We start from the raw sequence: 23,553 nt of genomic DNA, 5'->3' as shown, positions 1-23,553 counted from the left end.
TTGCCTAATGGTCGCTCTGTGTCAGCATCGCACCAAGGGGCGCGGAACTTCCGGGGGGAAGCTTGACGCTACGCGGGCGGTTGACGGCAGCCTTCCTCGCGGTGGTGCTCGGCCCCGTCCTGCTCGGCGCGCTCTTCGTCGGGGCGACGTTGAGCGCCGTCGACCGGAGCCGCGCCACCGAGCGACTGGGTCTGGCCGCGGCCGGTGTGCGTACCTCGATCGACGCGCTCTGCCAGCAACTGCGCGCGGCGGCCGACGCGGTCGCGCTGGTGGCCGACCCGGTCGCCCGGCCGCGTGCGGCCGACCAGGTGGTCGGCCGGGGGCTCGCCGCCGGCGTGCTGATCGCCGACGCCGCCGGCCGCACCAGCTACGCCACGGCGGGCGGTCCGCCCGGGCGCTGGCAGGACTGCGCCGGCGCCCCCGCCACCCCGATCGGCGCGCTCTCCGCTCAGGTGCGGCTGCGCGACCCGGCCGGCGCCGACCTCGGCGCGGTCGCCGCCGCGCAGCCCGTCGACCGGGCCTTCGTGGCGCGGCTCGCCGCCGTCACCGGCGTCGCGGTCACCCTCCTCGACGCCCCCGGGCAGATCACCCACACGACCGAAGAGCAGGGGGTACGCGCAGCGGTGCTGGCCGCCGCCGGCAAGGCGCGCGGGAACGGCGTGGCCGGGACGGGCGACGGCCGGTACGTGCGCCGGGTGGGCCCGATGCCCGGTCAACCGCTGCCGCTGGTGCTCTCGATTCCCGGCGAGCGCCCACCCGGCCTGTACGGCGCGCTGATCGCGGCGGTGGCGCTGGCCGCCCTGCTGGCCGTGCTGACCGCGTGGCGGCTCGCCCGGGTCACCACCCGGCCGCTGGGCGAGCTGGCCGGGGCGGTGGACCGGGTGGCGCAGGGCGACCTGAGCGCCCGGGTGCCGGTGCGCAGCCGGGACGAGATCGGGCGGCTGGCCAGCGCGTTCAACCGGATGGCCCGGGAGACCGGCAGTTACGTGGCGGCGCTGACCAGCAGCCGGGACCAGCTGCGCAACCACCTCGCCGTGCTCGGCGACACGCTCGCCAGCACGCACGACCTGCAACGCATCCTGCGGGTGATCCTGGACAGCGCGATCGCCGCCACCGGCGCCCGGGCCGGCGCGGTGCTGCTCGTCGACGCCGAGGGCGTGCTCGTCGGCCGGTGCGTCGAAGGGCTGACCGGACGCTGGCCCACGAGCGACCCGGCCGACCCGGCGACGCTGCGGGTCGCGGTCGGCGCCGGGGTGCTCGGCGCGGTCGCCGCCACCGGTGAGCCGCTGCGCGGCCGGTGGACCCCACCCGACGCCCCGACCGGGGAGCCGTCCTGCGAGACGTACGTGGCGGTGCCGTTCGCCACGCCCGGCGGCGCCGAGTCGCGCGGCCCGGACCGTCCCGGCCACCCGCCCGCCGACGGCGACCCGCCCGGCTCGGCCTGCGCCGCGCTCGGCGTGCTCGTGCTCTACGACCGGCTCGGCGGTCCCGAGTTCCACGACGACGACGTGGTGACGCTGCGGACGTTCGCCGGGCACGCGGCGGTCGCGGTGGAGAACGTCCGGGTGCACGAGGAGGCGCAGCGGCTCTCCCTCACCGACCCGCTGACCGGGTTGTGGAACTACCGCTACCTGCGCGAGTCGATCCGCCGGGAGGTGGAGCGGGCGAACCGGTTCGGCCGGATGCTCAGCGTGCTCGCGCTCGACCTCGACCGGTTCAAGCGCGTCAACGACACCTGGGGGCACGCCGCCGGGGACGCCGTGCTGGTCGAGTTCGCGCGCCGGGTACGCGGCGTGATCCGCGAGGTGGACCTCGCGTTCCGGCAGGGCGGCGAGGAGTTCGTGGTGCTGCTGCCGGAGACCGACGCGCGGGGCGCCACGATCGTCGCCGAGCGGCTCGGCGCGGTCGTACGGGACCAGCCGGTGACTGTCGAGGGAAGCACCGACGGGCCGGTGCACGTGCCGGTGACCGTCTCCATCGGCATCGCCGTCTACCCGGACCACGCCGTCGACGGCCAGCAGGTGCTCGACGCCGCCGACGACGCGCTGTACGCGGCGAAGGCCGCCGGACGCGACGGCTACCGGCTGGCCCCCGCGCCCGATCCGGTTCCCACCCAGGAGATCCCGGTGGTGGCCGTGACCGTCAGCCCGCCGGACGGGCTGCCCCGGGCGGGCACGGCGGACGCGCCGGGCACCGTCCAGGGCGGCGCGTCTTCCGGTCCTCACCCGCCGCGGCAGAGCCGTGGCCGATAGTCTCGCGACATGTCGGAGCACTCAGCGAACCCCTCAGCGACCCGCGGTCGCTCCCGCGCGGTCAAGGCCGTGATCCCGGCCGCCGGCCTGGCCACCCGGTTCCTGCCGGCCACCAAGGCGGTTCCCAAGGAACTGCTGCCGGTCGTCGACCGGCCGGTGCTGCAGTACATCGTCGAGGAGGCCGCGCAGGCCGGCATCGACGACATCCTGCTGATCACCGGTCGCGGCAAGACCTCGATGGTCGACCACTTCGACCGCCGGCCCGACCTGGAGGGACGGCTCGCCAAGAAGCCCGAGCTGCTGGCCGAGGTCAAGCGCACCGAGGAACTCGCAGCGATCTACACGGTCCGCCAGCCGGAGCAGCTCGGCCTCGGCCACGCCGTCGGGTACGCCGAGTCGCACGTCGGCGACGCGCCCTTCGCGGTGCTGCTCGGCGACGAGTTCGTCAAGCCCTCCGAGCCGCTGCTGCCGGCCATGCTGGAGCTCCAGGCCCGCACCGGTGGCGTGGTGCTCGCCTTCTTCGAGGTCGACCCGGCCGAGACCAGCCGTTACGGCATCGCGTCGGTCGAGCCCGCCGAGTCGGAATACGGCGACATCGCCGAGGTCGTCAAGGTCACCGGCATGGTGGAGAAGCCCAGTCCGGAGGAAGCGCCCAGCAACCTGGCGGTCCTCGGGCGGTACGTGCTCCCGGGGAAGATCTTCGACGCGATCCGGCGTACCGACCCGGGCAGCGGCGGCGAGATCCAGCTGACCGACGCGATGGAGCTGCTGCGTACCGAGGGGGTGCCGGTGCACGCCATCGTCTACCGGGGCACCCGCTACGACACCGGCATGCCGCTGGGCTACCTGCAGACTGTGGTGCAGATCGCGGCCGAGCGGGAGGACCTGGGCGCCGAGTTCCGCAAGTGGCTGGCCGAGTTCGTCAACAACGGCGACGAGACGGTCACGGCGGCGATCCTCAACGGCATGCGTGACGCGTCCGGCGGTGCCGATACATGACCGCGACGGCCGACGCCGAGGCGGCCGCGAACGAGTTGACGCCGCTCGCCGACTACCTGGGCAGTGTGCTGCGCAGGTTACGCGCGCTGCCTCCACTCGACCTCGACCTGACCCAGGCGTACGGCAACGTGCTCGCCGAGGACGTGGTCGCCCCGCACTCGTACCCCGCCTTCGACCAGGCGGCGGTGGACGGGTACGCCGCGCGCTGGGAGGACATCTCCGGTGGGAGTCGGGGGCCGGGCTACGTCCCGGCCCCCTCCGGTATGCCCGGTGGCCGCAGCATCCGGCTCAACGTCGTCGGTGACCTGGGCGCGGCGAGCTGGCGGCCGGTTCGGCTCACCCCCGGATCGTGCTTCTCGGTCGCGGCGGGCGCGCCGCTGCCGATCGGCGCCGACGTGGTCGTCCCGGTGGAGTGGACCGACCAGGGCATGGCCGCCGTCGAGATCTTCCGCGCCCCCAAACGGGGGTACGGGCTGCGCCGCGCCGGGGAGGAACTGGTCGCCGGCACACTGCTCGCCCGCGCCGGCGCGTACGTCTCACCGGCGCTGGTGGCGGTGTTCGCCGCCACCGGCATCGGGCACGTCGTGGTGCGGCCCAGTCCGCGCGTGGTCATCGTGGCCACCGGCGACGAGCTGGTCGACGTGGGCCGGGGCAGCCAGCCCGGGCAGGTGGTCGACACCAACTCGCACGCGCTCACCGCTGCGGCGGCCGAGGCGGGCGGGCTCGCGTACCGGGTGGGGATCTGCGACGACGACCCGGAGGCGCTGCGCGGCCTGCTGGACGACCAGACGCTGCGGGCCGACCTGATCATCACCACCGGCGGCACCGGTACCGGCCCGGGCGACATGGTGCGCCGCATCCTGTCCCGCCGCGAGGGCGGCCGGGCCGGGCCGGTCACCTTCACAGAGGTGGCCCTCTATCCGGGAACGGCTCTCGGGTTCGGTACGGTCGGCGCCGAGGAGGTGCCGGTGGTGTGTCTTCCCGGTGAGCCCGGCGCGGCGCTGATCGGCTTCGAGGTGCTGGCCCGCCCGGCGATCCAGCTGCTGGCCGGCGCCGAGCCGGTGTTCCGGCCGAGCGTCCGCGCGCACCTGCTGGAGACGGTCTCGTCCCCGGTGGGGCTGCGCGAGTTCCGGCCCGCGCACGTGGCCGAGCGGCGTGGCGGCGGGTACACGGTGCAGCCGCTCGCCGGTGGCCCGTACACGCTCTCCGGCCTGTCCGACGCGAACGGCCTGCTGGTGCTGGGCGAGCGGGTCACCACCGCCGCCGCGGGGTCCACCGTCGACGTGCTCCTGCTGGACCGGCGCCGGTGAGCGCGAGGAGTGAGCTTGCGAGCCCCGCAGTCGCGAGCGAAGGGCAAGCCCGGTGAGGTTCTGGCGGGCTCCGGGGTGGCCGGCGGTGCTCGTGGACGGCCCGGTGGTGCTGCGGCCGTACCGGCGCTCGGACGCCGGCGCCTGGTCGGAGATCCGGCGCGCGAACCGCGAGTGGCTGGCGCCGTGGGAGTCGCACGTGCCCGGCGGCTGGTACGAGACCAACTCGCCGGCGGCGTTCCGGCTGGTCCACGCGGACCAGCGCAAGTCCGCGCGCAGCGGCGAGGGCATGCCGTTCGCGGTGTGCCTGCGGGAGGACGGCCGGGAGCGGCTGGTCGGCCACGTCAATATCGGCAGCATCGTGCGGCGGGCGTTCTGTTCCGGGTACGTGGGCTACTGGGTGGACTCCCGGGTGGCCGGCCGGGGCGTGATCCCGACCGCTGTCGCGCTCGCCGTGGACCACGCCTTCGGACCCGGTGGCCTGCACCGGATCGAGGTGAACATCCGGCCGGAGAACATGCCGTCCCGCCGGGTCGTGGAGAAGCTCGGCTTCCGCGAGGAGGCCTATCACGTGCGCTACATGCACATCGACGGCGCGTGGCGCGACCACATCGGATACGCGATGACCGGCGAGGAAGTAGTCGCCGAGGGCGGCTTGCTGGCGCGGTGGCACCGCGTACGTGACAACCGCCGCTGACGCGCCCGCACGGCGCGGCGCACTGTGAACTGGGTCGACGGCCCGTAACCTCAAGTAACTGCAAGCTGCGGCAAGCGCTGCCCGCCCGCATGAAGTGCGCCGTAAACGACGGTCGACGGAACAAGTTGCGGCGGGCGGCGCTCGCCGGAGAACTTTGGTGACGGGAGGGGTGAGGGTGCCCACGTCGGTGCTCCTCGCCGTCCTCGCCGCCGCCGGTCTGCTCGCCCTCGCTCCGGCGCTGGTCCGCCGGTACGACGCCACCGAGCGGCTGGTGGCGGAGCGGGCGCAGTCGACGGCGCGGGTGCTCCAGCGCCAGCGTCGACGGCGCACCGTGCCCGGGCGACGGCCGCTGCACCCGCCGCGCTCCCTCGTGGTGACCCTCAGTGAAGACTCCGACACGGGTAGTCTCGCCCGCCCGGTCTCCGCGCCACCGCTGCGCCGCCGTTCCGGCCGGCTCCGGCCCGTCTCCGCCGTCCCGGCCCAGTCCCGCCGACGGAACTCGCCCCGGCGGCGGCACACCCCGGCGATCTACCGCCGGCGCCGGGTGCTCGCCGCGCTGCTGCTGCTCAACCTGGTGGAACTGGGCGGCGTGGTACTTGTCGGACCCGGGTTCTGGATCAGCGTCTCGGTCACCGGCACGCTGCTCGTGGCGTACGTCGTACACCTGCGGCAGCGTGCCCTCGCCGAACGTCGGCGGCGGCGCGCGGACGCCCGGGAGGCGGCCTGGCTGGCCGCCCGCCAGGCCGAGGTGCGCCGCGAGCAGGCCCGGCGCGCGGCGGCCCGGCGGGAGGCGCAGCGCCGGCTGGCCGCCCAGCGCGAGGCGGTCCGGCGTACGGCGATGGGGCTGGACCGTCCCGCGGACCTGCCGCCCGCGGCGAGCGGCGGCTCGGTGTCCTACCGGCGGGCGGGTGGCCTGCGCGGACGCCCCTACCAGTCCGGCCGAGGCGCCTGACTCCCTTGCCCGCCGCGTGGGGATCCGACGGCGATCTTGGAAGATTTCGGCCCCTCTGGGGGCCCTTTCCTTCCAAGATCTACGTGGGCGGTGGGGCGGTTCGCGTCGTGGGGGCGCTACCTGTTAGCCTTGTCGCCGGCCCACCCGGTGAAAGCTGGGTGGGACCGACGCCGGTTCGCCGGCGGAGGGGCTGTGGCGCAGACCGGTAGCGCACCTCGTTCGCATCGAGGGGGTCAGGGGTTCAAATCCCCTCAGCTCCACCCAGTTCAAAGGCCGTTTCCCGTGATGGGAGACGGCCTTTTTCGAACCCGCTCGCGTCAGTCGAACAGCTGGTCAAGCGCTTTCTGTTCGAGGTCACGCCAGCGCTGGACGTCCTTCAGCGCCTTGGCGATCTCCTTCTCGTCGAGATGGTGGGCGCCTTCCTCCCGGATGCACGCGACGCTGAACGGCCGGCCGACCGACGGCGAGGTCTGCTCCAGCGCCTCCAGCACCCGCACCACGCCCACCACGCCGTACTCGACGGTGCGCTTGGTCATCCGGAAGTGGGACAGCAGCGCGCCGGCCTGCTGAGCCATCGGCGCGCCGGAGCCGATGGCGTGGAAGCCCACGTCCTCGTAGCGGCCGATGAGCCCGTTCGGGTTGATCTCCACGATCCACGGCCCGCCCTGGCTGAAGCCGGCCGCGAGCAGGTACGCCGACACCCCGCCGCCGGAGCCCTCGCCGGGCACGTCCGGGATGTAGTTCTCGTAGTGCTTCTTGAAGACGGGCAGGACGCGCTCCTGCAGCTCGCCGCCGATGTCCGGCGCTTCGAGGATGGCGGTGGCCGAGTCCTGGAGGAGGGGGCGCAGGTCGTTCAGCACTCCGCGCGCGCCGCTGCCGCCCCAGGCGGCGCAGTCGCCGAGCGGGTGCAGCTTCTGCGCGGGGAAGCTCAGACCGCGGTCGCTCTCGGTGATCTGGGAGTCCGCGCCGATCACCACCCCGTCGCTGCAGACAACGGCGAGTACGACGGTCATGGGGTCCTCCTGTGCAGGGGTGCGGGGTTGGGGCGCGAGGTACCCGGCATCCCGCCTGCCTACACCCGGCAGGGACGTCCGTGTGGCGGCTGACACCGGTCACAAGCCGGCGGTGCCCAGAATCAGACTGGGCGGTCTCGGTGAAGGCGCCACCCGGCAAACCCAGCGCCCGACAGCAGGACGGTGGCGGCCACGAGGTTGAATACCGCGACGCGCTGCGCGCCGTGGTTCTCGGCGTCCTCCACCCCCGGCGCGAGGTCGTCGGGGTTGTAGCGGATGCGTACTCGATCGCCCTCGTCGAGCTCGGGGCTGCAGCTCGTGCACTCCGCGCTCAGGGGTTCGCCGCTACGAGGTGTGAACTCCACGGTGACCTTGCTGGCGCGTCCATGACGGTCGACGTCGACGACTGTGGCGTCTGTGGTGAGGCCGCGGTTCGCGAGGCCAATCGCGGTCGTGCCGTTATAGAAGGCGGCGCAGCACATGAAGGCGGAAGAAGCGGTGAGGATGATCAACGCGCCAATCAGCTTGCGTTGTCGCGGGTGAAGTTGTTCCCAACTTTCGTCCACGTCGCGATGCTAAGCACCGACGTCAACGGTGATGCGCTACGACGACGGCTCGTGGAAGTAGACGGTGGCCGCGGTGAGGAAGAACGTGACCGCGTACGTGAACCGGCCTGCCTCGACCGCGTCGTCGAACTGCTCCTCGAACGCGCGAGCTTCGGCGGGGTCGAGTACGCCGCGCTGAGCCGCCGTACCGGCCCAACTGCGCAGGCCGAGAACGTTGTCGGCGGCGTTCGGGTTCCGAACCAGCAGCGTCCGGGGCTCGACGGTGACCTCGGCCAGGCCGAGCGTGGCGAGAATGCCGGCGTGCTGGTGAGCCAGGGTGCCGTTGCGGAGCATGACGTCGGCCCGGAATCTCAGCACGCGCCGGGCCAGATCCTGGTCGGCGATGTCGAGTACCTGCGTGTCGTAGTCGGGGTCGGCGAGAACTATCCGGCCACCCGGGCGGACGACCCTGGCGAGCTCCCTGATCGCGGCGCGGGGATCGGCGAGGTGCTGCACGGTGCGGTCGGCCCAGGCACCGTCGATCGAGTCGTCGAGGAACGGCAGCCGGTGGGCGTCGGCGACGGCGCACCGGGTCAGGCCACGGGCTCGCATGGCGACGGCCATGGTCAGGGAACGATCCACCGTCAGCACGGTGACGTCGTGATCGTCCCTCAGGCGGACCGCGCTCGCCCCGGTGCCCGCACCGACGTCGAGGTAGCGCCGGCCGGGCGACGGGCGGAGCAAGTCGCGTACCCGCTGCTGGTATGCCTGGTAGAAGGGCTCGCCGCTCAAGCGGTCGAGCACGCCCACCCACGATTTCGGGTCCGGCTGCCGGTCGACATCGGTGAATCCGTGCACGGACTGGAGCCTATTGCGCTGCTGTCGGTTGAACCCGCAGCGCCGACGCGCGTCAGCGGGGCCGCTTGTCCTCGATGTGGACGACGGTCAGCTCATGGCCGTCTCGATCTCGCTTGTGGCGCCCGTACAGACCGACAGCAAGGTCGCTGTCGTCCGAGACCTCGTCCGGGCCGACGTAGGTCAACACGTCGTTGTGATGGCCGTAGACCGCCCAGCCGGGGCCGGGATCGAGCGTGACGGTACCGAAGTCCGCAGACGGCGAGCCGACGTGGACGGGGCCGTACTCGCGCAGGATCTCGACGGCCTGTGCGGCGAGGTCGACGCCCGGCGCGGGGTCCGGCAGGACGACGCACGTGCCGTGCGCGAACACGACCCAGGACTTGCCGTCTCCCAGGATGATGCGACGCCAGGTGTCGGCCAGGTTGTCGTCGGACATGGAGCTGATCATTGCCGAGTCCGTGCGCCGTCGCTACCCGCGAACCGTCCCGCCGCCGAACCATCTGGTCAGCGCGCCCTCCAACGTCCGCTGGCCGTCGCCCACCCAGACCACGTGACCGTCCGGCCGCAGCAGCGCCGCGGGCACGTCCAGCTCGTCGCCGGTGCCGGCGACGAGCCCGACCCGGTCGGCCCAGCCGTCCACCGACAGCTTCCCGGTCCCGTCCAGCAACAACCCGCCGCCGGTACGCATCAGCTCGTACAGGCGTCCCTGCGGCAGCGGTACGTCGCGCAGCCGCCGCCCGAGCAGAGGATGACCCTCGCCGACGTCGTACCTGACGCTGATCGCGGTGACCTTCTCGATCAGGAAGCGGTTGACCTCGTCGAAGTCCATGAGCTGCGTCAGCACCTGCCGCACCGCCTGCGGTCCGGGCTCGTTCGTGGTCAGCAGCATCTGCGCGCGCGTGTTCGTCAGCACGTCGGCGGCCACCGGGCGCCGCTCGGACTCGTAGGTGTCGAGCAGGTCGTCCGGCGCCCACCCGTTCACCTCCGCCGCCAGCTTCCAGCCCAGGTTGAACGCGTCCTGGATGCCGAGGTTGAGCCCCTGCCCGCCCAGCGGCGGGTGGACGTGCGCGGCGTCGCCGGCCAGGAACACCCGCCCGACCCGGTAGTGCTCGGCCAGGCGGGTCGCGTCGCCGAAGCGGGACAGCCAGCGGGGCGAGTGCACGCCGAAGTCGGTGCCCGCGTACGCGGTCAGTTGCCGTTTGAAGTCCTCCAGCGTCGGCGGTGCCGAGGTCACGTCGGCCGCCGGCACGACCACCCGGAACACGCCGGGCGTGCCCGACGGGCCGAGCCCGAACCGCTTCTCGGTGCGGCGTACCTCGGTCATGATCGTGGTGACCTCGTCCGGGGAGGCGGTCACCTCCATCTCGCCCAGCAGCGTGTCGACTGTCGACGGCTCGCCGGGGAATCCGACGCCGAGCAGCTTCCGGACGGTGCTGCGCCCACCGTCGCAGCCGACGACGAACCGCGCCCGCAGCGGCGGCGCGCTCGCGGAGTCGAGGTGGACGGTCACGCCGTCGTCGTCCTGCTCCAGCCCGGTCACCGCACTGCCGCGCCGGATCTCGGCCCCGACCTCGGCCGCGTGGTCGGCGAGCAGCCGGTCGGTGAGCGTCTGCGGGATGCCGAGCACGTACGGGTGGGCGGTGTCCAGATCGGCGGGGGCGGGCTTGTCGATGCCGGCGAAGAAGCCCCGGATCGGGTGCTTGCCGCCGTTGTCGAGGAACCGCTCCAGCAGCCCCCGCTGGTCCATCACCTCGATGCTGCGGACGTGCAGCCCGAGCGAGCGCACGTACGGCGGCGGTTCGGGGTCCCGCTCCAGCACGAGCACGCCGACGCCCTGGAGGCGCAACTCGCTCGCCAGCATCATGCCGGTCGGCCCGCCGCCGACCACGATCACGTCGAACACAGCTTCCCCCGTGCCGATTGTCAGGCGACCGTCCCCTCGGGCGGCACGAACCGACCATAGCCGTTGTGCCGGTCAGCCTCGGCGGAACGTCCGGCGGTAGGTGTCCGGCGGCACGCCAACTGTGCGGTGGAAGTGCCGGCGCAGCGTCGTCGCCGTACCCATGCCTGACGCCTCCGCGACGGCGTCGATGCTGTCGTCGGTGTTCTCCAGCAGTTCCTGCGCCCGCCGGATGCGCTGGGTGGCCAGCCACTGCGACGGCGTGGCGCCGGTCGCGGCGGTGAAGTGGCGGACCAGGTTGCGGGTGCTCATATTGGCCTGGCGGGCCAGGTCCGCGACGGTCAGCGGGCGGTCCAGCCGCGCCATCGCCCACGGCAGCAGCGCGGCGAGCGGGTGGTCCTCGCGGGCCGGGACCGGCGTGGTGACGTACTGGGCCTGGCCGCCGGCGCGGTGCGGCGGCACGACCAGGCGGCGGGCGACCGCGTTGGCGACCGTGGAGCCGTGGTCGCGGCGGATCAGGTGCAGGCACAGGTCGATGGCGGCGGCCTTGCCGGCGGAGGCGAGCACGGTGCCGTTGTCCACGTAGAGCACGTCCGGGTCGACGTGGACGCGGGGGTAGCGGGCGGCGAGCGCCTCGGTGTGCGCCCAGTGGGTGGTGGCGCGCAGCCCGTCGAGGATGCCGGCGGCGGCGAGCACGAACGCGCCGGTGCAGAGGGAAACCATCCGAGCGCCCGCGTCGTGGGCGGCGCGGACCGCGTCGACCAGGTCGGACGGCGGGTCGGCGTCGGTGTCCTCGATCGCCGGGACGATCACCGTGTCGGCGCGGGCCAGGTGGTCCAGCCCGTGGTCGGGCGTGACGGCGAACCGGCCGACGCCGATCGGGCCGGGGCCGCAGACCACCAGGTCGTACCAGGGGTCGGCCAGCCCGGTCGGGTCGCGGACGAAGATCTCGCAGGCCGCGGCCAGTTCGAAGTGCAGCATCCCGTCGGTGGCGGCGAGCGCGATGGTGGCCATGTCCGAAACTGTACGGGCATTGGCGTTTGCGACACTGGCCCCGCCCCGGCCAGCCCGGCGAGGATCATTCCAGTCGATCTTCTGAGGGGGCGTCATGCGGGTGGCGGTGTTCGGGGCGTACGGGCACACCGGGCGGTTCGTGGTGGCGGAGCTGCGTGAGCGGGGGTACGAGCCGCTGCCGCTCGGGCGCGACGCCGGGAAGCTGGCGGCCGCGTTCCCGGAGGGGGAGCACCGGGTGGCGTCGGTGGACGATCCGGCCTCGCTGGACCGGGCGCTGGCCGGGGCAGCGGCGGTGGTCAACTGCGCCGGGCCGTTCGCCTCGACCGCGGGTCCGCTGATCGAGGCCGCGCTGCGCGCCGGGATTCCCTACGTCGACGTGGCGGCCGAGATCGAGGCCAACCGGGACACGTTCGCGCACCACGCCGAGCGTGCCGAGGCGGCCGGCGTCGCTGTGGTGCCCGCCATGGCGTTCTTCGGCGGACTCGGTGACCTGCTGGTCACCGCCGCGATGGGGGACTGGACGGCGGCCGACGAGGCGCACGTCGCGTACGGGCTGAGCAGCTGGCACCCGACGGCCGGGACGGTCGCCTCCGGCGTCGTGTCGCGCGAGCGCCGCGACGGCCGGCGGGTCCGCTTCACCGACGGGCGACTGGTGTACGCCGACGGCGACCTGCCCCGGCTGGACTGGGAGTTCCCGGCGCCGCTGGGGGTGCGGCCGGTGCTCGGCGAGTTCACCATGGCCGACGTGGTGACCGTGCCGAGTCACCTGGACATCCCGGAGGTGTGCACGTACATGACCGCCGACGCGGCCCGCGACCTGGCGGCGGGGGACGCTCCGGCCGCTGTGGACGAGCGGGGCCGGTCCGCGCAGACGTTCGCCGTCGACGTGGTCGTGCGTGCCGGTGACGTCCGGCGGCGGGTGGTCGCGCACGGGCGGGACATCTATGCGATCAGCGCGCCGCTCGCGGTCGAGGCGGTGCACCGTTTGCTCACCGGGCGTGCCCGGGCCAAGGGTGTCGCCTCGGCCGGCCGGATCTTCGACGCGCCGGACTTCCTGCGCGCGCTGTCGGACCACCTCACCGTGCGGTCGCTCGCGGCGTGACGGACGGAGACGGCCGGCCCCCCCGGATCGGGTGGGCCGGCCGTTTCGCGGGTGGTCAGCAGCTGGTGTAGCCGCGTCCGCCCTTGCCCCAGCTGCAGCTGTCGACCAGGCTGCCGGAGGGGTTGCGCAGGTAGGCGGTGTCGCCGTCGTTGTTCCAGACGTACGCGGCGCGGCCCCAGTAGCGGTGGGTGCCCTTGTTGGTGCCCTTGCCGGTGTGGATGACGATGCTGTTCCCGGCGGCCACCTTGAAGTCGCCGGTGAACGAGTAGACGTGGCCGGCCTTGTCGCGCACGTAGTAGCCCTTGAGGTTCTGGACCGTCTTGCGCTTGTTGGTCAGCTGGACGTACTCGGCGTTCAGGCTCGCGTTCGAGCGGGTGTCCTTGCCGGGGGAGTCGTAGTACACCTTGGTGATCATGAAAGGCGGCGTGGCGGCCTGGGCCGGAGCGGCGGCGGCGAACGTGCCGGCGAGGGCGATGGTGATCGCCGACGCGATGCCGAGAAGCCTTCTGCGCACGATGTCCCCTTGAGGTCAGAGCGGTGTTGGCGGGCGAGAGCGTAGCGAGGATTCCCGGCCGAAATTGTTCCCACGAGGCGTGTCCGGCGGGTTTCGGACCGGCTGGCGGGTCCGGTGTGGCCGGTCGTCGAACCGGCCCGGTCGGTGGGGTGAGGCCGGGACGCCGGAACGGTTACGCATCCACATGCGCCGATTGACAATGTTTGGAATCCAAACTTATTCTCGCGCTGGGCGGGTGCGCGCCCCGCCCTCCCCGTCCACGCGCCCACCCCACCACGAAGGAACCACCATGTTCCGCTCTTTCCGTACCGCCCGATTGCGGGTCGGCCTGGTCGCGGCGACCGCCGCCACACTCGTGGCCGGCACCGCACTGCTGGCGACGAACGCCCAGGCGGCGGCCGGCTGCCGCGTCACCTACACGACCGCCAGCCAGTGGCCCGGCGGCTTCACCGCGAACGTCGACGTGACGAACCTGGGTGACCCGGTAAGCGGCTGGAGCCTGCGCTGGACGTTCCCGTCCGGCCAGCGGGTCACCCAGGCGTGGAGCGCCAACGTCACCTCCTCCGGCGCCGACGTCACCGCCACGAACGTCGGTTACAACGGCGCGATCGCCACGAACGGCACCGTCTCTTTCGGCTTCAACGGCTCCTGGACCGGCACCAACACCGCGCCCACCGCGTTCACGCTCAACGGCGTGGCCTGCACCGGCGGCGTCGGCGGAACCACCCCGCCGCCGACCACCACGCCCCCGCCGACCACGCCGCCCCCGACCACCCCGCCGCCCACCACCCCGCCGCCCGCCGGCAACGCGATGGCCGCCGTCGCCGCCATGCAACCCGGCTGGAACCTCGGCAACTCCTTCGACGCGGTCGGCGCGGACGAGACCGCCTGGGGCAACCCGCGGGTCACCGAGGCGCTGCTGGACAACGTCCGGGCGCAGGGCTTCAACAGCATCCGCATCCCGGTGACCTGGAGCAACCACCACGGCGCCGCGCCGAACTACACGATCGACTCCGCCTGGCTCAACCGCGTACGCGAGGTGGTCGGCTGGGCGCTCGCCGACGGCTTCTACGTGGTGCTCAACATCCACCACGACTCGTGGCAGTGGATCAACACGATGCCCACCGACCGCACAGGCGTGCTGAACCGCTACAACGCGCTCTGGACCCAGATCGCCGCCGCGTTCAAGGACTCCTCGCCGAAGCTGACCTTCGAGAGCGTCAACGAGCCGCAGTTCACCGGCAGCTCCGGCGACGCGCAGAACGCCACGCTGCTCAACGAGCTGAACACGTCGTTCCACCGCATCGTCCGCCAGTCCGGCGGGAACAACGCCACCCGGTTGCTCGTCCTGCCGACCCTGCACACCTCCGCCGAGCAGGCCCGGGTGGACGAGCTGGTCAGCACGTTCAACACGCTCAACGACCCGAACCTGATCGCCACCGTGCACTTCTACGGGTACTGGCCGTTCAGCGTGAACGTCGCCGGCGGCACCAAGTTCGACGCGACGGTCCAGCAGGACCTGACCGACCAGTTCGACCGCGTCTACAACGCCTTCGTCACCCGCAACATCCCGGTGATCATCGGCGAGTACGGGCTGCTCGGCTTCGACCGGCACACCGGCACCATCGAGCAGGGCGAGAAGCTGAAGTTCTTCGAGTTCCTCGGCCACTACGCGCGCAGCCGCAAGCTGACCACCCAGCTCTGGGACAACGGCCAGCACTTCGACCGCACGTCGTTCGTGTGGAAGGACCCCGAGCTGTTCGCGCAGATCAAGTCGAGCTGGACCACCCGCTCCGGCACCGCGTCCAGCGACCAGGTGTACGTGCCGCGCACCGGCACGATCACCGCCAAGAGCCTGACGCTCAACCTGAACGGCACCACGTTCCAGGGGCTGCGCCAGGGCACCACCGACCTGGTCAACGGCACCGACTACACGGTCTCCGGCAGCACGCTGACGCTCACCGCGTCGGCGCTCACCCGGCTGGTCGGCTCCCGCGCGTACGGCGTGAACGCCAACCTCCAGGCACGCTTTTCCGCGGGCGTGCCGTGGCGGATCAGCATCATCACGTACGACCCGCCGGTGCTCTCCAACGCGACCGGCACCACCGCCGCGTTCACGCTCCCGGCGCAGTTCCGCGGCGACCAGCTCGCCACCATGGAGGCCCAGTACGCGGACGGCAGCAACGCCGGCCCGCACAACTGGACCTCGTACAAGGAGTTCGACGTGACGTTCGCGCCGAACTACACCGGCAACACGATCGCGCTGAAGCCGGAGTTCTTCGCCGAGGTCAACGACGGTCAGCGGGTCACCCTGACGTTCCACTTCTGGAGCGGCACGAAGCTGACCTACTACGTGACGAAGTCCGGCAGCACCGTCACCGGCACGGTGAGCTGACGGCGACGGCACGGCTCGCGGCGGTGGGCGTCGACACCGCCGCGAGCCGGTCCCGGCGGAGTTCCCCGCCGGACCGATGAGTTCCCGGGCCGGCGACGGTCGACAGAGGCATGAACACGCTTACTCTGCAGACGCCCGAGGTCGACCTCGTCTACGACATTCGCACGCCGAGCGCCGCCGACGCCGGACACCGCCCGCTGTTCATGATCGGCCAGCCCATGTGCGCCGACGGCTTCGCCACGCTGGCCTCGTACTTCCCGGACCGGACCGTCGTCACGTACGACCCGCGCGGGCTCGGGCGCAGCGTCCGCAAGGACGGCCGCGGCGACGACGTGCCCGAGGTCCAGGCCCGGGACGTACGCGACATCATCGACGCCCTCGGCACGGGACCGGTGGACATGTTCGCCAGCAGCGGCGGCGCGGTGACCGCGCTCGCCCTGGTGGCCGCGTACCCGGACGCGGTGGCCACGCTCGTGGCGCACGAGCCGCCGCTGGTGCAGGTGCTTCCCGACGCCGAGGCCGCCCGGCGGGCCATGGCCGCCTGCCAGGAGGCGTACCAGAAGAGCGGCTGGGGCGCGGGTATGGCGGCGTTCATCGCCATGACGTCGTGGCGGGGCGAGTTCACCGACGAGTACTTCGCCCAGCCGCTGCCCGACCCCGCCGCGTTCGGCATGCCGACCGAGGACGACGGCAGCCGGGACGACCCGCTGCTCTCCGACCGCGCCGCGGCGGTCACCCGCTTCCGGCCGGACGTGGACGCGCTGCGCGCGGCGCGTACCCGGGTCGTCGTCGCGGTGGGCGAGGAGTCGGCGGACACCTTCACCGGACGCACGTCGGTGGCCGCGGCCGAGCTGCTCGGCGGCAAGGCCGCGGTCTTCCCCAGCCACCACGGCGGATTCCTGGGTGAGGAGATGGGCCACGCCGGGCAGCCGGAGGCGTTCGCCCGCCGGCTGCGGGAGATCCTCGACGGCGCCGCCTGACCGGACTCAGGCGCGGCGCACGTCGGTGACCATGACCGGGTAGGGGCCGGCCGGCATGTCGGCCCCCGCCTGGTCGGCCGGAACCACGTTCTCCATCCGCAGCCGCAGGGTGGCCGGGTCGGCGGTGTCCACCGTGATCCGCCACTGCCATCCGTCGCCGTACCCGGCGCTCAGCTCGACCACCGCCGCGCCGCCCGCCGTGCCGGTCAGCGTCATCGCCGTCGGCTGCTGGTGCCACGAGTCGCCCCACCAGGCGACGAGCGAGCCCGGCTGCTCGCCGGCGGCGATCACCAGCAGACCGTCCTGCGGCCCGTCGCCCGGATGGCCCCACGAGTACGAAACGGTGGTCAGGTGGCCACCGGCGGCGGTCGCGACAATGGCGGTGGCCGGCGACTCGGCGAGCGGATCGGCGGGCATCAGACGGAAACCGCTGGTGCCGGCCCAGGACCCGGTGACGTCAGTGAGAACCATCGCCCCAGGATAGGAACCACCCCCGACACCGCCCGCCGACGCGGATCACGCGGCGCGCCACCGGGCCCGGGCATCGCCGGCCTTGCGCGTGCACCGCATCAGCGTGCCCTTGACGGTACGGCCGGTCGCGCCGACCGGCGAGCAGAAAGCGCCAGGGTGGACGGCGCCCTGGACGGTGCCGGTGGACGGCTTGGTGGTCCGGGGCGCGCTCGTGGTCCGCTTCGGTGTCGGCTTGGGCGTGGTCCGCTTCGGCTTCGGCCGGGGCGCCGGACGCGCGGTCGCGGTCTGCGGCGACGGCTCGGCGGCCCGCGTCGTCGGCGGAGCGGACGGCGAGTCGGTCGGTGCGGCGACGTTCGAGGGCGAGCCGGACGAGTGGGCGGCAGGGGGCGGATCGGCGCTGCGCGCGGTCGCGGTCGAGGCGGCGCTGATCGACGCGGGCTTCTCGTCCGTCGCGCCGCCGACGGCGGCGATCCCGCCGCCGCAGCAGCACAGCACCAGCACGCCGCCGGACACGAGCACGGCTTTCGTGCCGCCGGAAAGCCGGCGCCACCAGGACTGATTCGGTATCGCCCATGATCTCTGCGGTGATGGCTTGGTCACGCAACTCAGTCTGCTTGCGTCATCAATGATTGCGATTGGTCAACTGGTGCGTTTCGCATCGACGCTCGGCGACCCGTGCCGCCGATCCGTCGAGACACACAAGCCGATCATCGTGGATGACCGGACGCCGAGAGATCTTGGAAGATTTCGGCCCCTATGGCAGCCGTTTGCTTCCAAGATCTGGCTAGGCGGTGAAGTTGTCGTCGGCGTCGCGGGCGTCCTCCTGGATGTGCTCGCCGGGGCGCTTGCCGCGGATCTCGTCCAGTTCCCGCACCCGGTCGGCCTCGGCGTGCTCGTCCTGGTTCAGGTCACCCAGGCGGGCCCGGGCCGGACCGGCCAGGTTCTCCAGGTCGTTGTTCGCCCGTTCGACGCTCATGCCGCCTCCCCGGATCGTCGCGTGGCGGCCCTCGCCGCCTGCCACGTCGCGTCCCCGCTGACCCGCACGGCAAACCGCCGCCACCGGATCGGCGTCAGCCCGCATCCGGCCGGCGGTCATGCGGTCGGCAGGGCCGGGATCATGTCCTCGGCGTGCCGCAGCGTGTCGGCCAGCCGGACGCGCGACTCGTCGTCCAGTGGGACCGACCGGGCCTGCCTTACCCGTTCCCGGGCGGCCTCCGGCTCCCCGAGTTGCAGCGCCATCTCGGCCCGGTAGACCAGCGCCTCCACCAGGACGGCGGGTTCGTCGGCCGCGTCGGGCCGGGCCAGCGCGCCGTCGAGGATGCGCGCGGCCTGAGCGGGATTACCGCGCGAGTCGCCCTGCACCACGGCGTTGCCGAGCGTACGGGCGAGCCCGCCCCGGTCGTCGTCGGCGTCGGGCGTCGAGGCCCGGGCCACGAACCGGATCCAGTTGCCGCCCGGATCGACAATGCTGAACCCGGAATGCCCGTCCTGGTTGCGGCGGGGCCGGGGCCGGGTCATCCGGGGTACACCGGCGACCAGCACCTTGCCGTACGTGGCGCGCATGCCGTCGGCGAAGGCGCGGTGCAGGACGGTCAGGTCGTCGACCACCACCAGGCAGGAGCCGTACGAGTCGGCGGGGTCGAACCCGGGCATCCCGAAGAAGTGCAGGTTGAGGTCCTCCCGGCGCAGGGCCAGGTACGGGTTGGGGCGCTCCTGCCGGTGCGTCACCTCGAAGCCGAGCGCCTGGTAGAAGGGCGCCACGTCGTCAAGTGAGCGGCAGGGCAGCAGCGGGATGGTCGTCTCGTTCGCCATGCTCCGAGCCTGGCCACCGGGAGCGCCCACGCGCACATGGAAAGGCCCGAACGGCCGACGGGCATTGTCCGAACGGGCACCGGGGCCGGTCCGAGACGGACCGGCCCCGGTGCGGGGTCAGGCGCGGGTCAGGGCTTCCAGGACCCGGCGGTACGGAAGCGGTGCTTGTACTCGACGACGCCGTTCTGGTCCTTGACGTCGAAGATGAGCTGACCGCTGCGCTTGGAGCCGGCGGGCAGGTTGTTGCCCGAGGTCATCAGTTTGCCGCACCCCGAGAAGGCGCCGCCGATGCCGTTCTCCTCGGTGCCGTCCTCGGCCACCCAGGAGAAGTAGAACGGGTTGATCGAACCGGTGCCCTTGGTGATCTCGGCGGTCACGTCGGCGATCAGGAACATGCCCTTCTTCGGGCCGGGCATGATCTCGTTGCAGGCGGAGTTCCGGGTCCGGAAGTTGCCGACGGTGATCTCGATGGTGCCGTCGGTGTCGTTGACGATCAGCTTGTCGCCGGCCGGCATGTTGAAGGTCTTGTCGTCGGTGGTGCCCGGCTGCGGCGTGCCGGTGGGGCCGCCGGTCGGGGTCTGCTCGTCCGGGACGCCGTAGGTGACGCCCGGCGTGGGCAGCGAGTCAACCGCCTCCTGGGCCTTGTTCACGCCGCTGTAGACGGCGAAGATGCCGCCACCGCAGCAGAGCAGCAGCAGGAGCGCCGCGACGATGCCGATCGTGATCCAGACGTTCTTGTTCGACTTCTTGGCCGGCGGTCCGAACGGCGCTCCCGGCTGATACGGCGCGCCGGTGGGCGGGTGCGGCTGCCCACCGCCCGGCGGCGGGTAGCCCCCCGGCTGCTGATACGCCGCGCCCGGCGGCTGGTACTCACTGCCCGGGGGCGGGTACGCGGTGCCCGGCTGCTGGTACTCGCCTCCCGGCGGCTGATACGCCGCGCCCGGCTGCTGGTACTCACCGCCCGGGGGCTGATACGCCGCGCCCGGGGGCTGATACTCACTGCCGGGCGGCGGGTACGGCGCGCCCGAGGTCGGCGGCGCCGGCGGGAACGCCTGGGTGGGAGCGGGCGGCGGGTACTGCTCACCCGGCCCCGGCTGCGGCGGGTACGGCGCCCCGGAGGCCGGCGGATACGGCGCTCCCGACACCGACGGCTGCGGCGGCCCCGACACCGGCGGCTGCGGCGTGCCCGGAGGCGGCGGGTAGGGCGCGCCCGAGATCGGGGCCGTCGGCGCGTCCGGGGCGGGCGGCGGCTCGTAGGGGTCGCTCGGCGGCATCGGCGCGGTGGGGAACGCCTGCGTCGGCGGTTCCGGCGGCTGCTGGTTCGGGTCCGGTGACCCGGACGGAGGCTGAGGGTGGCTCACCGTACTCCTTGGGGCGCCTTCGGGATTTCAGTCGGAACGACGGTACAAGCCGGGGTCAACCCGGCCGACAGGGCGTCATCGATGTGGCAGGACGGCGGCGGTGCGGACCAGATCGTCGTCCACCGCGAACCGTCCGGTCACGCGCGACGGCGGGTCGGCCACCGGAGCGGCGGCGAGCCGGGCCGGCTCGATCTCGGCGTGGAACGTGCCCGCCTGCGGGTCGAGCGTGACGCGCGCGTCGGCGAAGCCCAGCCAGGTCCCGACGAGCGGGTGCCAGACCTTGTAGACGGTCTCCTTGGCGCTGAACAACACGGTCGGCCAGGGCATCCCGGCCGGCAGCCGGGCCAGGTCCGCCTCCTCGTCGGGGCGGCACACCTTCCGCCGTACCCCGGGGGAGAGCGGGCGGTGCCGCTCGGCGTCGATGCCGACGGCGCGCACGTCGGCGGCGCGGGCGGCGGCGGCCGCGCAGTAGTCCCGGGTGTGGGTGATCGCGCCGACGACGCCGGGCGGCCAGACCGGGGCCCGGTCCGCGCCGGCCGGCACCGGCGTGCCGGTCAGGCCGAGCGTGGCGAGTGCCCGGCGGGCGCAGACCCGGCCGGCGGTGAAGTCGCGGCGGCGGTGGAGCACCGCGCGCTCGCCCAGGGCGGCTCGTTCGGCCGGGAGCAACTCGCCGGACCAGTCGGCCGGGCCGGCCACCGACACGGCGACCACGGCCGGCAGCAGATCACGCACGTGCGACGGATGACGGAGGCACGCGGTGAACGTACCGTAACGCTGGGGCGTGCGGTGGCGCTGAAGGTGTGTTGCGGGGAGGCAACCGGCCCATCACGACCACGATTCCGAACAGGGAAGGAGCGGCGGATGACGCGTGGCGCGGAGGCACCGGGGAGGCGGGACGGCGAGCACGTGCCGGTGACCCCCGACTGGACCTGCGGCTCGTGCGGTGACGAATGGCCCTGCGCCACGAAACGTCACCACCTGCTGAGCGAGTACCAGGTGGATCGGGCGTCGTTGAGCGTCTATCTCGGCTCCTGCCTGGCCGCGGCCACGCAGGATCTGCGCTCCGTGCCGGTCACCGCGCTCCAGGACCGGTTCATCGGCTGGGTGCCGCGCGGCTCGAGGACGATCTGAGCTCCCGGTGGCCGTCGTGTCGGGTTCACGACGGCCACCGGGAGTGGTCCTTCAGCCGCGGCGGGGCCGCCGGGTGAGCGCGAAGCCCACCACGCCGGCCACGGCGGCGAGCACGCCGCCCACGCCGGTCCACACCCAGCGCGAGCCCGCGTCGGGGAGCCAGCCGGTCAGGTCGGTCTCCTCCTCGGCCACCGGCTCGGGGGTCGGCTCGGCGGCCAGCACCGTGCCGGCCCTCGTGTTCGGCACCAGCGGCGCGGCCAGCTCGCCGTCGTCGCCGGACGCGCCGCCCTCGTCGGTGGCGCCGACGAGCATCTCCACCTCGACCGGCAGGCCGAGGTCGGGCTCGGGCAGGTCGGTGACGGAGAGCCGGACGTAGTAGGTGCCGGGCAGCGGGTCGCCCGACCACGGCTCGGCCCACGGCCGTACCCGGCGCAGCGTGCAGCCGAGCGCCACGCTCGTGGCCGCCGCGTCCGCTGTCGGCGTCTGCGCGCCGGCCGTGCACGCCTGCCGGCGGCGCAGCCCGTCGAAGACGTCGACGGTCCAGGTGGACGCGCCGGTGCGTCGCTTCGGGAACGTGACGGTGGCGGTGATCTCGTGCACCTGCCCGGCGTCGGCCCGGAACGACCAGTACAGGTGGTCGCCGGTCGACGCGCCCACCTGCACCGGCTGCCCGGCGGTGACGGTGGTGGCGGTGAGGAACGAGGTGCCGGCCTTGGTCACAGTGGTCGCGCCCGGTGACGGACTGGGCGCGGCCAGGGCCGCCGCCGGGGTGAGCGCGAGACCGACGGCGGTGGTCGCCGCCGCGGCGCGGATCAGCGTACGCATGCTCAGTTCACCCTCCACGTGTGCACCCACCAGCGGGTGAGCAGTCCGGCGACCAGCCCGGTGAGCAGTCCGGCCAGCGTGAGCAGGAGCAGCAGCACCCAGCCGCGGCCGAGGTCCGGCCCGTCCGGGGCGGGGGAGGCGGCGACCACGTCGACCGTGAGCTCCACCGGCATACCCGGCTGGGTCTGCGTGCCGGGCTTGGCCGCGAAGGAGTTGCTGACCACCAGGCAGACGGTTCGCACGGCCTGCTCCGCGCCGGGGCTCGGCTCCGGGCTCGGGCCGTCGTCGTCCTCCTCCTCGGCGGCCGACCAGCGCAGTCCGGCGGAGACCACGTCGGTGCGCCCGCTTCCGGCGTCGACGCCGCGGACCAGTTCCCGCCCGTCCGGCGCGGTGGCGCGCAGCAGCACGCCATAGTCCGGGTTGACCGGCCGGTCCAGCGCGACGCTCACCGAGGCGCGCAGCTCCTGGCCGGGCCGCACCGGCACCCGGTACCAACGGTGCTCGGAGAACGCCTCCCGGTCGCTGTAGACGCCGGGGGCGAGCAGCGGCGCGCCCTGGCACGCCGCGCCGCCGCCGACCACCGCCGGGGTGGCCGTGTACGTGTCCCGGGCCCGGTCGACGAGCTGCTTGATCCGGCCGGTCAGCTCGTCGGCGCTCTGCGCCGCCGTGTAGGTGCCGCCGGTCGCGCCGGCGATGCAGAGCAACTGCTTGCGTACCTTCTCGTCCGGGGCGAGGCCGAGCGTGTCCACGACGAGCCGGGTGCCCTGGGCGGCCAGCTCGCGTGCCACCTCGCACGGGTCGGGCGGGGCGCAGGTGTCCTCACCGTCGGTGATCAGCACGATCCGGCGGGCGGTGCTGCCGGTGCCCAGGTCCTGCGCGGCGGAGCGCAGCGCCAGCCCGACCGGTGTGAAACCGGTCGGTCGCAGCCCGGCGACGGCGGCCTTGGCCTGGGTACGGTCCACCGGGCCGACCGGCACGATCTGCTGGGTGTCCAGGCAGCCCTGCTTCTTGTCCTTGCCCTGGTAGGTGGCGCCGAGCACCCGGATGCCGAGCTGTGTCTCGTCCGGCAGGGCGTCGACCACCTCGTTGAACGCCTGCTGCGCGACGGAGATCCGGCTGCGCCCGTCGATGTCCCGGGCCCGCATCGAGCCACTGACGTCGAGGACCAGCTCCACCTTGGGTGGCTCGGCGACGGGCTCGGAGGTCTCGTCGTCGGCCCCGGCGGGGCTCGGTCCGATCAGCGCGGCGGCCGTCAGCAGTCCGAAGAGGACAATCGTCGATCGTCTCTTGTTGATCACCGGGCGAAGTGTAGTGAGATCCACTTTGGAAGATCATCCGGGTCCGGCGTCCCTCCGCTCCTGCCTGGCGCCGGAGATCGAACCCGTTATGTTCCCGCAGGATGACCCACTGTTAGATGCCGGAGGT

The 23,553-nt window shown here is 73.0% G+C and carries 24 protein-coding genes and 1 tRNA gene; 11 read left to right on the top strand and 14 right to left on the bottom strand.

The window, feature by feature from the left end; translation table 11 throughout:
* The first annotated feature begins 62 nt into the window (after positions 1 to 62).
* The 6 genes from O7542_RS22450 to O7542_RS22425 all read left to right on the top strand — a co-directional run bounded on the left by O7542_RS22450 (position 63) and on the right by O7542_RS22425 (position 6,467).
* Complete coding sequence (locus O7542_RS22450) at positions 63 to 2,252, top strand: diguanylate cyclase (protein WP_176722723.1); 2,190 nt, start codon at positions 63 to 65, stop codon at positions 2,250 to 2,252.
* A 9-nt stretch (positions 2,253 to 2,261) separates the two neighbouring features.
* Entirely contained in the window at positions 2,262 to 3,251 is a 990-nt protein-coding gene (locus tag O7542_RS22445; protein WP_281605171.1) for a UTP--glucose-1-phosphate uridylyltransferase, read from the top strand.
* Complete coding sequence (gene glp / locus O7542_RS22440; RefSeq protein ID WP_043326858.1) at positions 3,248 to 4,561, top strand: gephyrin-like molybdotransferase Glp; 1,314 nt, start codon at positions 3,248 to 3,250, stop codon at positions 4,559 to 4,561. Before O7542_RS22445 ends, glp begins: the two co-directional genes overlap by 4 nt.
* Before the next feature lie 52 nt (positions 4,562 to 4,613).
* A complete protein-coding gene (locus O7542_RS22435; RefSeq protein ID WP_030501124.1) occupies positions 4,614 to 5,255 on the top strand; it encodes a GNAT family protein in 642 nt (213 codons plus the stop codon).
* A gap of 169 nt (positions 5,256 to 5,424) precedes the next feature.
* Positions 5,425 to 6,207, top strand: coding sequence for a hypothetical protein (locus tag O7542_RS22430; protein WP_176722722.1), 783 nt, complete (start codon positions 5,425 to 5,427; stop codon positions 6,205 to 6,207).
* 186 nt (positions 6,208 to 6,393) lie between these two features.
* Positions 6,394 to 6,467: transfer RNA gene (locus tag O7542_RS22425), tRNA-Ala, on the top strand.
* Positions 6,468 to 6,524: 57 nt separating this feature from the next.
* Here O7542_RS22425 and O7542_RS22420 read toward each other — a convergent pair.
* The 6 genes from O7542_RS22420 to O7542_RS22395 form a co-directional block, all read right to left on the bottom strand.
* Complete coding sequence (locus tag O7542_RS22420) at positions 6,525 to 7,220, bottom strand: proteasome protein (protein ID WP_166455813.1); 696 nt, start codon at positions 7,218 to 7,220, stop codon at positions 6,525 to 6,527.
* Positions 7,221 to 7,342: 122 nt separating this feature from the next.
* Positions 7,343 to 7,786: a DUF3592 domain-containing protein gene (locus tag O7542_RS22415; protein WP_281605170.1), complete on the bottom strand. Its 444-nt coding sequence runs from the start codon at positions 7,784 to 7,786 to the stop codon at positions 7,343 to 7,345.
* Positions 7,787 to 7,822: 36 nt separating this feature from the next.
* On the bottom strand, positions 7,823 to 8,623 hold the full coding sequence (locus O7542_RS22410) for a methyltransferase domain-containing protein (RefSeq protein WP_210884119.1): 801 nt from the start codon (positions 8,621 to 8,623) through the stop codon (positions 7,823 to 7,825).
* A gap of 52 nt (positions 8,624 to 8,675) precedes the next feature.
* Complete coding sequence (locus tag O7542_RS22405) at positions 8,676 to 9,059, bottom strand: hypothetical protein (protein ID WP_281605169.1); 384 nt, start codon at positions 9,057 to 9,059, stop codon at positions 8,676 to 8,678.
* 33 nt (positions 9,060 to 9,092) lie between these two features.
* Complete coding sequence (rox, locus tag O7542_RS22400) at positions 9,093 to 10,526, bottom strand: rifampin monooxygenase (protein ID WP_210884123.1); 1,434 nt, start codon at positions 10,524 to 10,526, stop codon at positions 9,093 to 9,095.
* Between the two features lie 72 nt (positions 10,527 to 10,598).
* Entirely contained in the window at positions 10,599 to 11,537 is a 939-nt protein-coding gene (locus O7542_RS22395; RefSeq protein ID WP_281605168.1) for a helix-turn-helix domain-containing protein, read from the bottom strand.
* Positions 11,538 to 11,631: 94 nt separating this feature from the next.
* Between O7542_RS22395 and O7542_RS22390 the strand changes: the two genes are divergently transcribed.
* Positions 11,632 to 12,639 carry a saccharopine dehydrogenase NADP-binding domain-containing protein gene (locus O7542_RS22390; protein WP_113972078.1) on the top strand — a complete coding sequence of 336 codons (1,008 nt, stop codon included), beginning with the start codon at positions 11,632 to 11,634 and terminating at the stop codon, positions 12,637 to 12,639.
* A 55-nt stretch (positions 12,640 to 12,694) separates the two neighbouring features.
* On the opposite strand, the gene O7542_RS22385 is transcribed toward O7542_RS22390, so the two are convergent.
* Entirely contained in the window at positions 12,695 to 13,153 is a 459-nt protein-coding gene (locus O7542_RS22385; RefSeq protein ID WP_051611237.1) for a lamin tail domain-containing protein, read from the bottom strand.
* Between the two features lie 289 nt (positions 13,154 to 13,442).
* Here O7542_RS22385 and O7542_RS22380 point away from each other — a divergent pair, with 289 nt between their 5' ends.
* Complete coding sequence (locus O7542_RS22380; protein ID WP_281605167.1) at positions 13,443 to 15,548, top strand: cellulase family glycosylhydrolase; 2,106 nt, start codon at positions 13,443 to 13,445, stop codon at positions 15,546 to 15,548.
* Positions 15,549 to 15,658: 110 nt separating this feature from the next.
* The gene (locus O7542_RS22375) at positions 15,659 to 16,528 is read left to right on the top strand and encodes an alpha/beta hydrolase (protein WP_064447601.1); all 870 of its coding nucleotides are present in this window, start codon (positions 15,659 to 15,661) and stop codon (positions 16,526 to 16,528) included.
* 6 nt (positions 16,529 to 16,534) lie between these two features.
* Here O7542_RS22375 and O7542_RS22370 read toward each other — a convergent pair whose 3' ends face one another.
* A complete protein-coding gene (locus tag O7542_RS22370) occupies positions 16,535 to 16,999 on the bottom strand; it encodes a hypothetical protein (RefSeq protein WP_281605166.1) in 465 nt (154 codons plus the stop codon).
* Between the two features lie 181 nt (positions 17,000 to 17,180).
* On the opposite strand from O7542_RS22370, the gene O7542_RS22365 reads away from it, so the two are divergent.
* Complete coding sequence (locus O7542_RS22365; protein ID WP_166455821.1) at positions 17,181 to 17,558, top strand: hypothetical protein; 378 nt, start codon at positions 17,181 to 17,183, stop codon at positions 17,556 to 17,558.
* Positions 17,559 to 17,783: 225 nt separating this feature from the next.
* On the opposite strand, the gene O7542_RS22360 is transcribed toward O7542_RS22365, so the two are convergent.
* The 4 genes from O7542_RS22360 to O7542_RS22345 form a co-directional block, all read right to left on the bottom strand.
* A complete protein-coding gene (locus tag O7542_RS22360) occupies positions 17,784 to 17,975 on the bottom strand; it encodes a hypothetical protein (RefSeq protein ID WP_043326835.1) in 192 nt (63 codons plus the stop codon).
* Between the two features lie 116 nt (positions 17,976 to 18,091).
* Positions 18,092 to 18,811, bottom strand: coding sequence for a VOC family protein (locus O7542_RS22355; RefSeq protein WP_281605165.1), 720 nt, complete (start codon positions 18,809 to 18,811; stop codon positions 18,092 to 18,094).
* Between the two features lie 128 nt (positions 18,812 to 18,939).
* Positions 18,940 to 20,172, bottom strand: coding sequence for a hypothetical protein (locus O7542_RS22350; protein ID WP_281605164.1), 1,233 nt, complete (start codon positions 20,170 to 20,172; stop codon positions 18,940 to 18,942).
* Between the two features lie 75 nt (positions 20,173 to 20,247).
* Positions 20,248 to 20,904 carry a 4'-phosphopantetheinyl transferase superfamily protein gene (locus tag O7542_RS22345; RefSeq protein ID WP_043326831.1) on the bottom strand — a complete coding sequence of 219 codons (657 nt, stop codon included), beginning with the start codon at positions 20,902 to 20,904 and terminating at the stop codon, positions 20,248 to 20,250.
* A 129-nt stretch (positions 20,905 to 21,033) separates the two neighbouring features.
* Here O7542_RS22345 and O7542_RS22340 point away from each other — a divergent pair, with 129 nt between their 5' ends.
* Positions 21,034 to 21,303, top strand: a complete 270-nt coding sequence (locus O7542_RS22340) for a hypothetical protein (protein WP_043326829.1) — start codon at positions 21,034 to 21,036, stop codon at positions 21,301 to 21,303.
* A gap of 51 nt (positions 21,304 to 21,354) precedes the next feature.
* On the opposite strand, the gene O7542_RS22335 is transcribed toward O7542_RS22340, so the two are convergent.
* Positions 21,355 to 22,128 (bottom strand): hypothetical protein, encoded by a 774-nt coding sequence (locus tag O7542_RS22335; protein WP_043326828.1) that lies wholly within the window; start codon positions 22,126 to 22,128, stop codon positions 21,355 to 21,357.
* 2 nt (positions 22,129 to 22,130) lie between these two features.
* A complete protein-coding gene (locus O7542_RS22330) occupies positions 22,131 to 23,426 on the bottom strand; it encodes a VWA domain-containing protein (RefSeq protein WP_043326826.1) in 1,296 nt (431 codons plus the stop codon).
* Positions 23,427 to 23,553: the final 127 nt, after the last annotated feature.

Origin of the sequence: Micromonospora sp. WMMC264, from assembly GCF_027497275.1 — a bacterium.
GTDB classification, from domain to species: domain Bacteria; phylum Actinomycetota; class Actinomycetes; order Mycobacteriales; family Micromonosporaceae; genus Micromonospora; species Micromonospora chalcea.
Note: the sequence above shows the minus strand (reverse complement) of the source record. Positions and strands in the feature narration are given on the sequence as shown.

What these genes read in the sequence shown, in the direction of transcription:
- O7542_RS22445 (WP_281605171.1), top strand. Translation starts at nt 2,262, where the DNA reads ATGTCGGAGCACTCAGCGAACCCCTCAGCGACCCGCGGTCGCTCCCGC.
- glp (WP_043326858.1), top strand. Translation starts at nt 3,248, where the DNA reads ATGACCGCGACGGCCGACGCCGAGGCGGCCGCGAACGAGTTGACGCCG.
- O7542_RS22420 (WP_166455813.1), bottom strand. Translation starts at nt 7,220, where the DNA reads ATGACCGTCGTACTCGCCGTTGTCTGCAGCGACGGGGTGGTGATCGGC.
- O7542_RS22405 (WP_281605169.1), bottom strand. Translation starts at nt 9,059, where the DNA reads ATGTCCGACGACAACCTGGCCGACACCTGGCGTCGCATCATCCTGGGA.
- O7542_RS22395 (WP_281605168.1), bottom strand. Translation starts at nt 11,537, where the DNA reads ATGGCCACCATCGCGCTCGCCGCCACCGACGGGATGCTGCACTTCGAA.
- O7542_RS22390 (WP_113972078.1), top strand. Translation starts at nt 11,632, where the DNA reads ATGCGGGTGGCGGTGTTCGGGGCGTACGGGCACACCGGGCGGTTCGTG.
- O7542_RS22380 (WP_281605167.1), top strand. Translation starts at nt 13,443, where the DNA reads ATGTTCCGCTCTTTCCGTACCGCCCGATTGCGGGTCGGCCTGGTCGCG.
- O7542_RS22375 (WP_064447601.1), top strand. Translation starts at nt 15,659, where the DNA reads ATGAACACGCTTACTCTGCAGACGCCCGAGGTCGACCTCGTCTACGAC.
- O7542_RS22370 (WP_281605166.1), bottom strand. Translation starts at nt 16,999, where the DNA reads ATGGTTCTCACTGACGTCACCGGGTCCTGGGCCGGCACCAGCGGTTTC.
- O7542_RS22360 (WP_043326835.1), bottom strand. Translation starts at nt 17,975, where the DNA reads ATGAGCGTCGAACGGGCGAACAACGACCTGGAGAACCTGGCCGGTCCG.
- O7542_RS22355 (WP_281605165.1), bottom strand. Translation starts at nt 18,811, where the DNA reads ATGGCGAACGAGACGACCATCCCGCTGCTGCCCTGCCGCTCACTTGAC.
- O7542_RS22340 (WP_043326829.1), top strand. Translation starts at nt 21,034, where the DNA reads ATGACGCGTGGCGCGGAGGCACCGGGGAGGCGGGACGGCGAGCACGTG.
- O7542_RS22335 (WP_043326828.1), bottom strand. Translation starts at nt 22,128, where the DNA reads ATGCGTACGCTGATCCGCGCCGCGGCGGCGACCACCGCCGTCGGTCTC.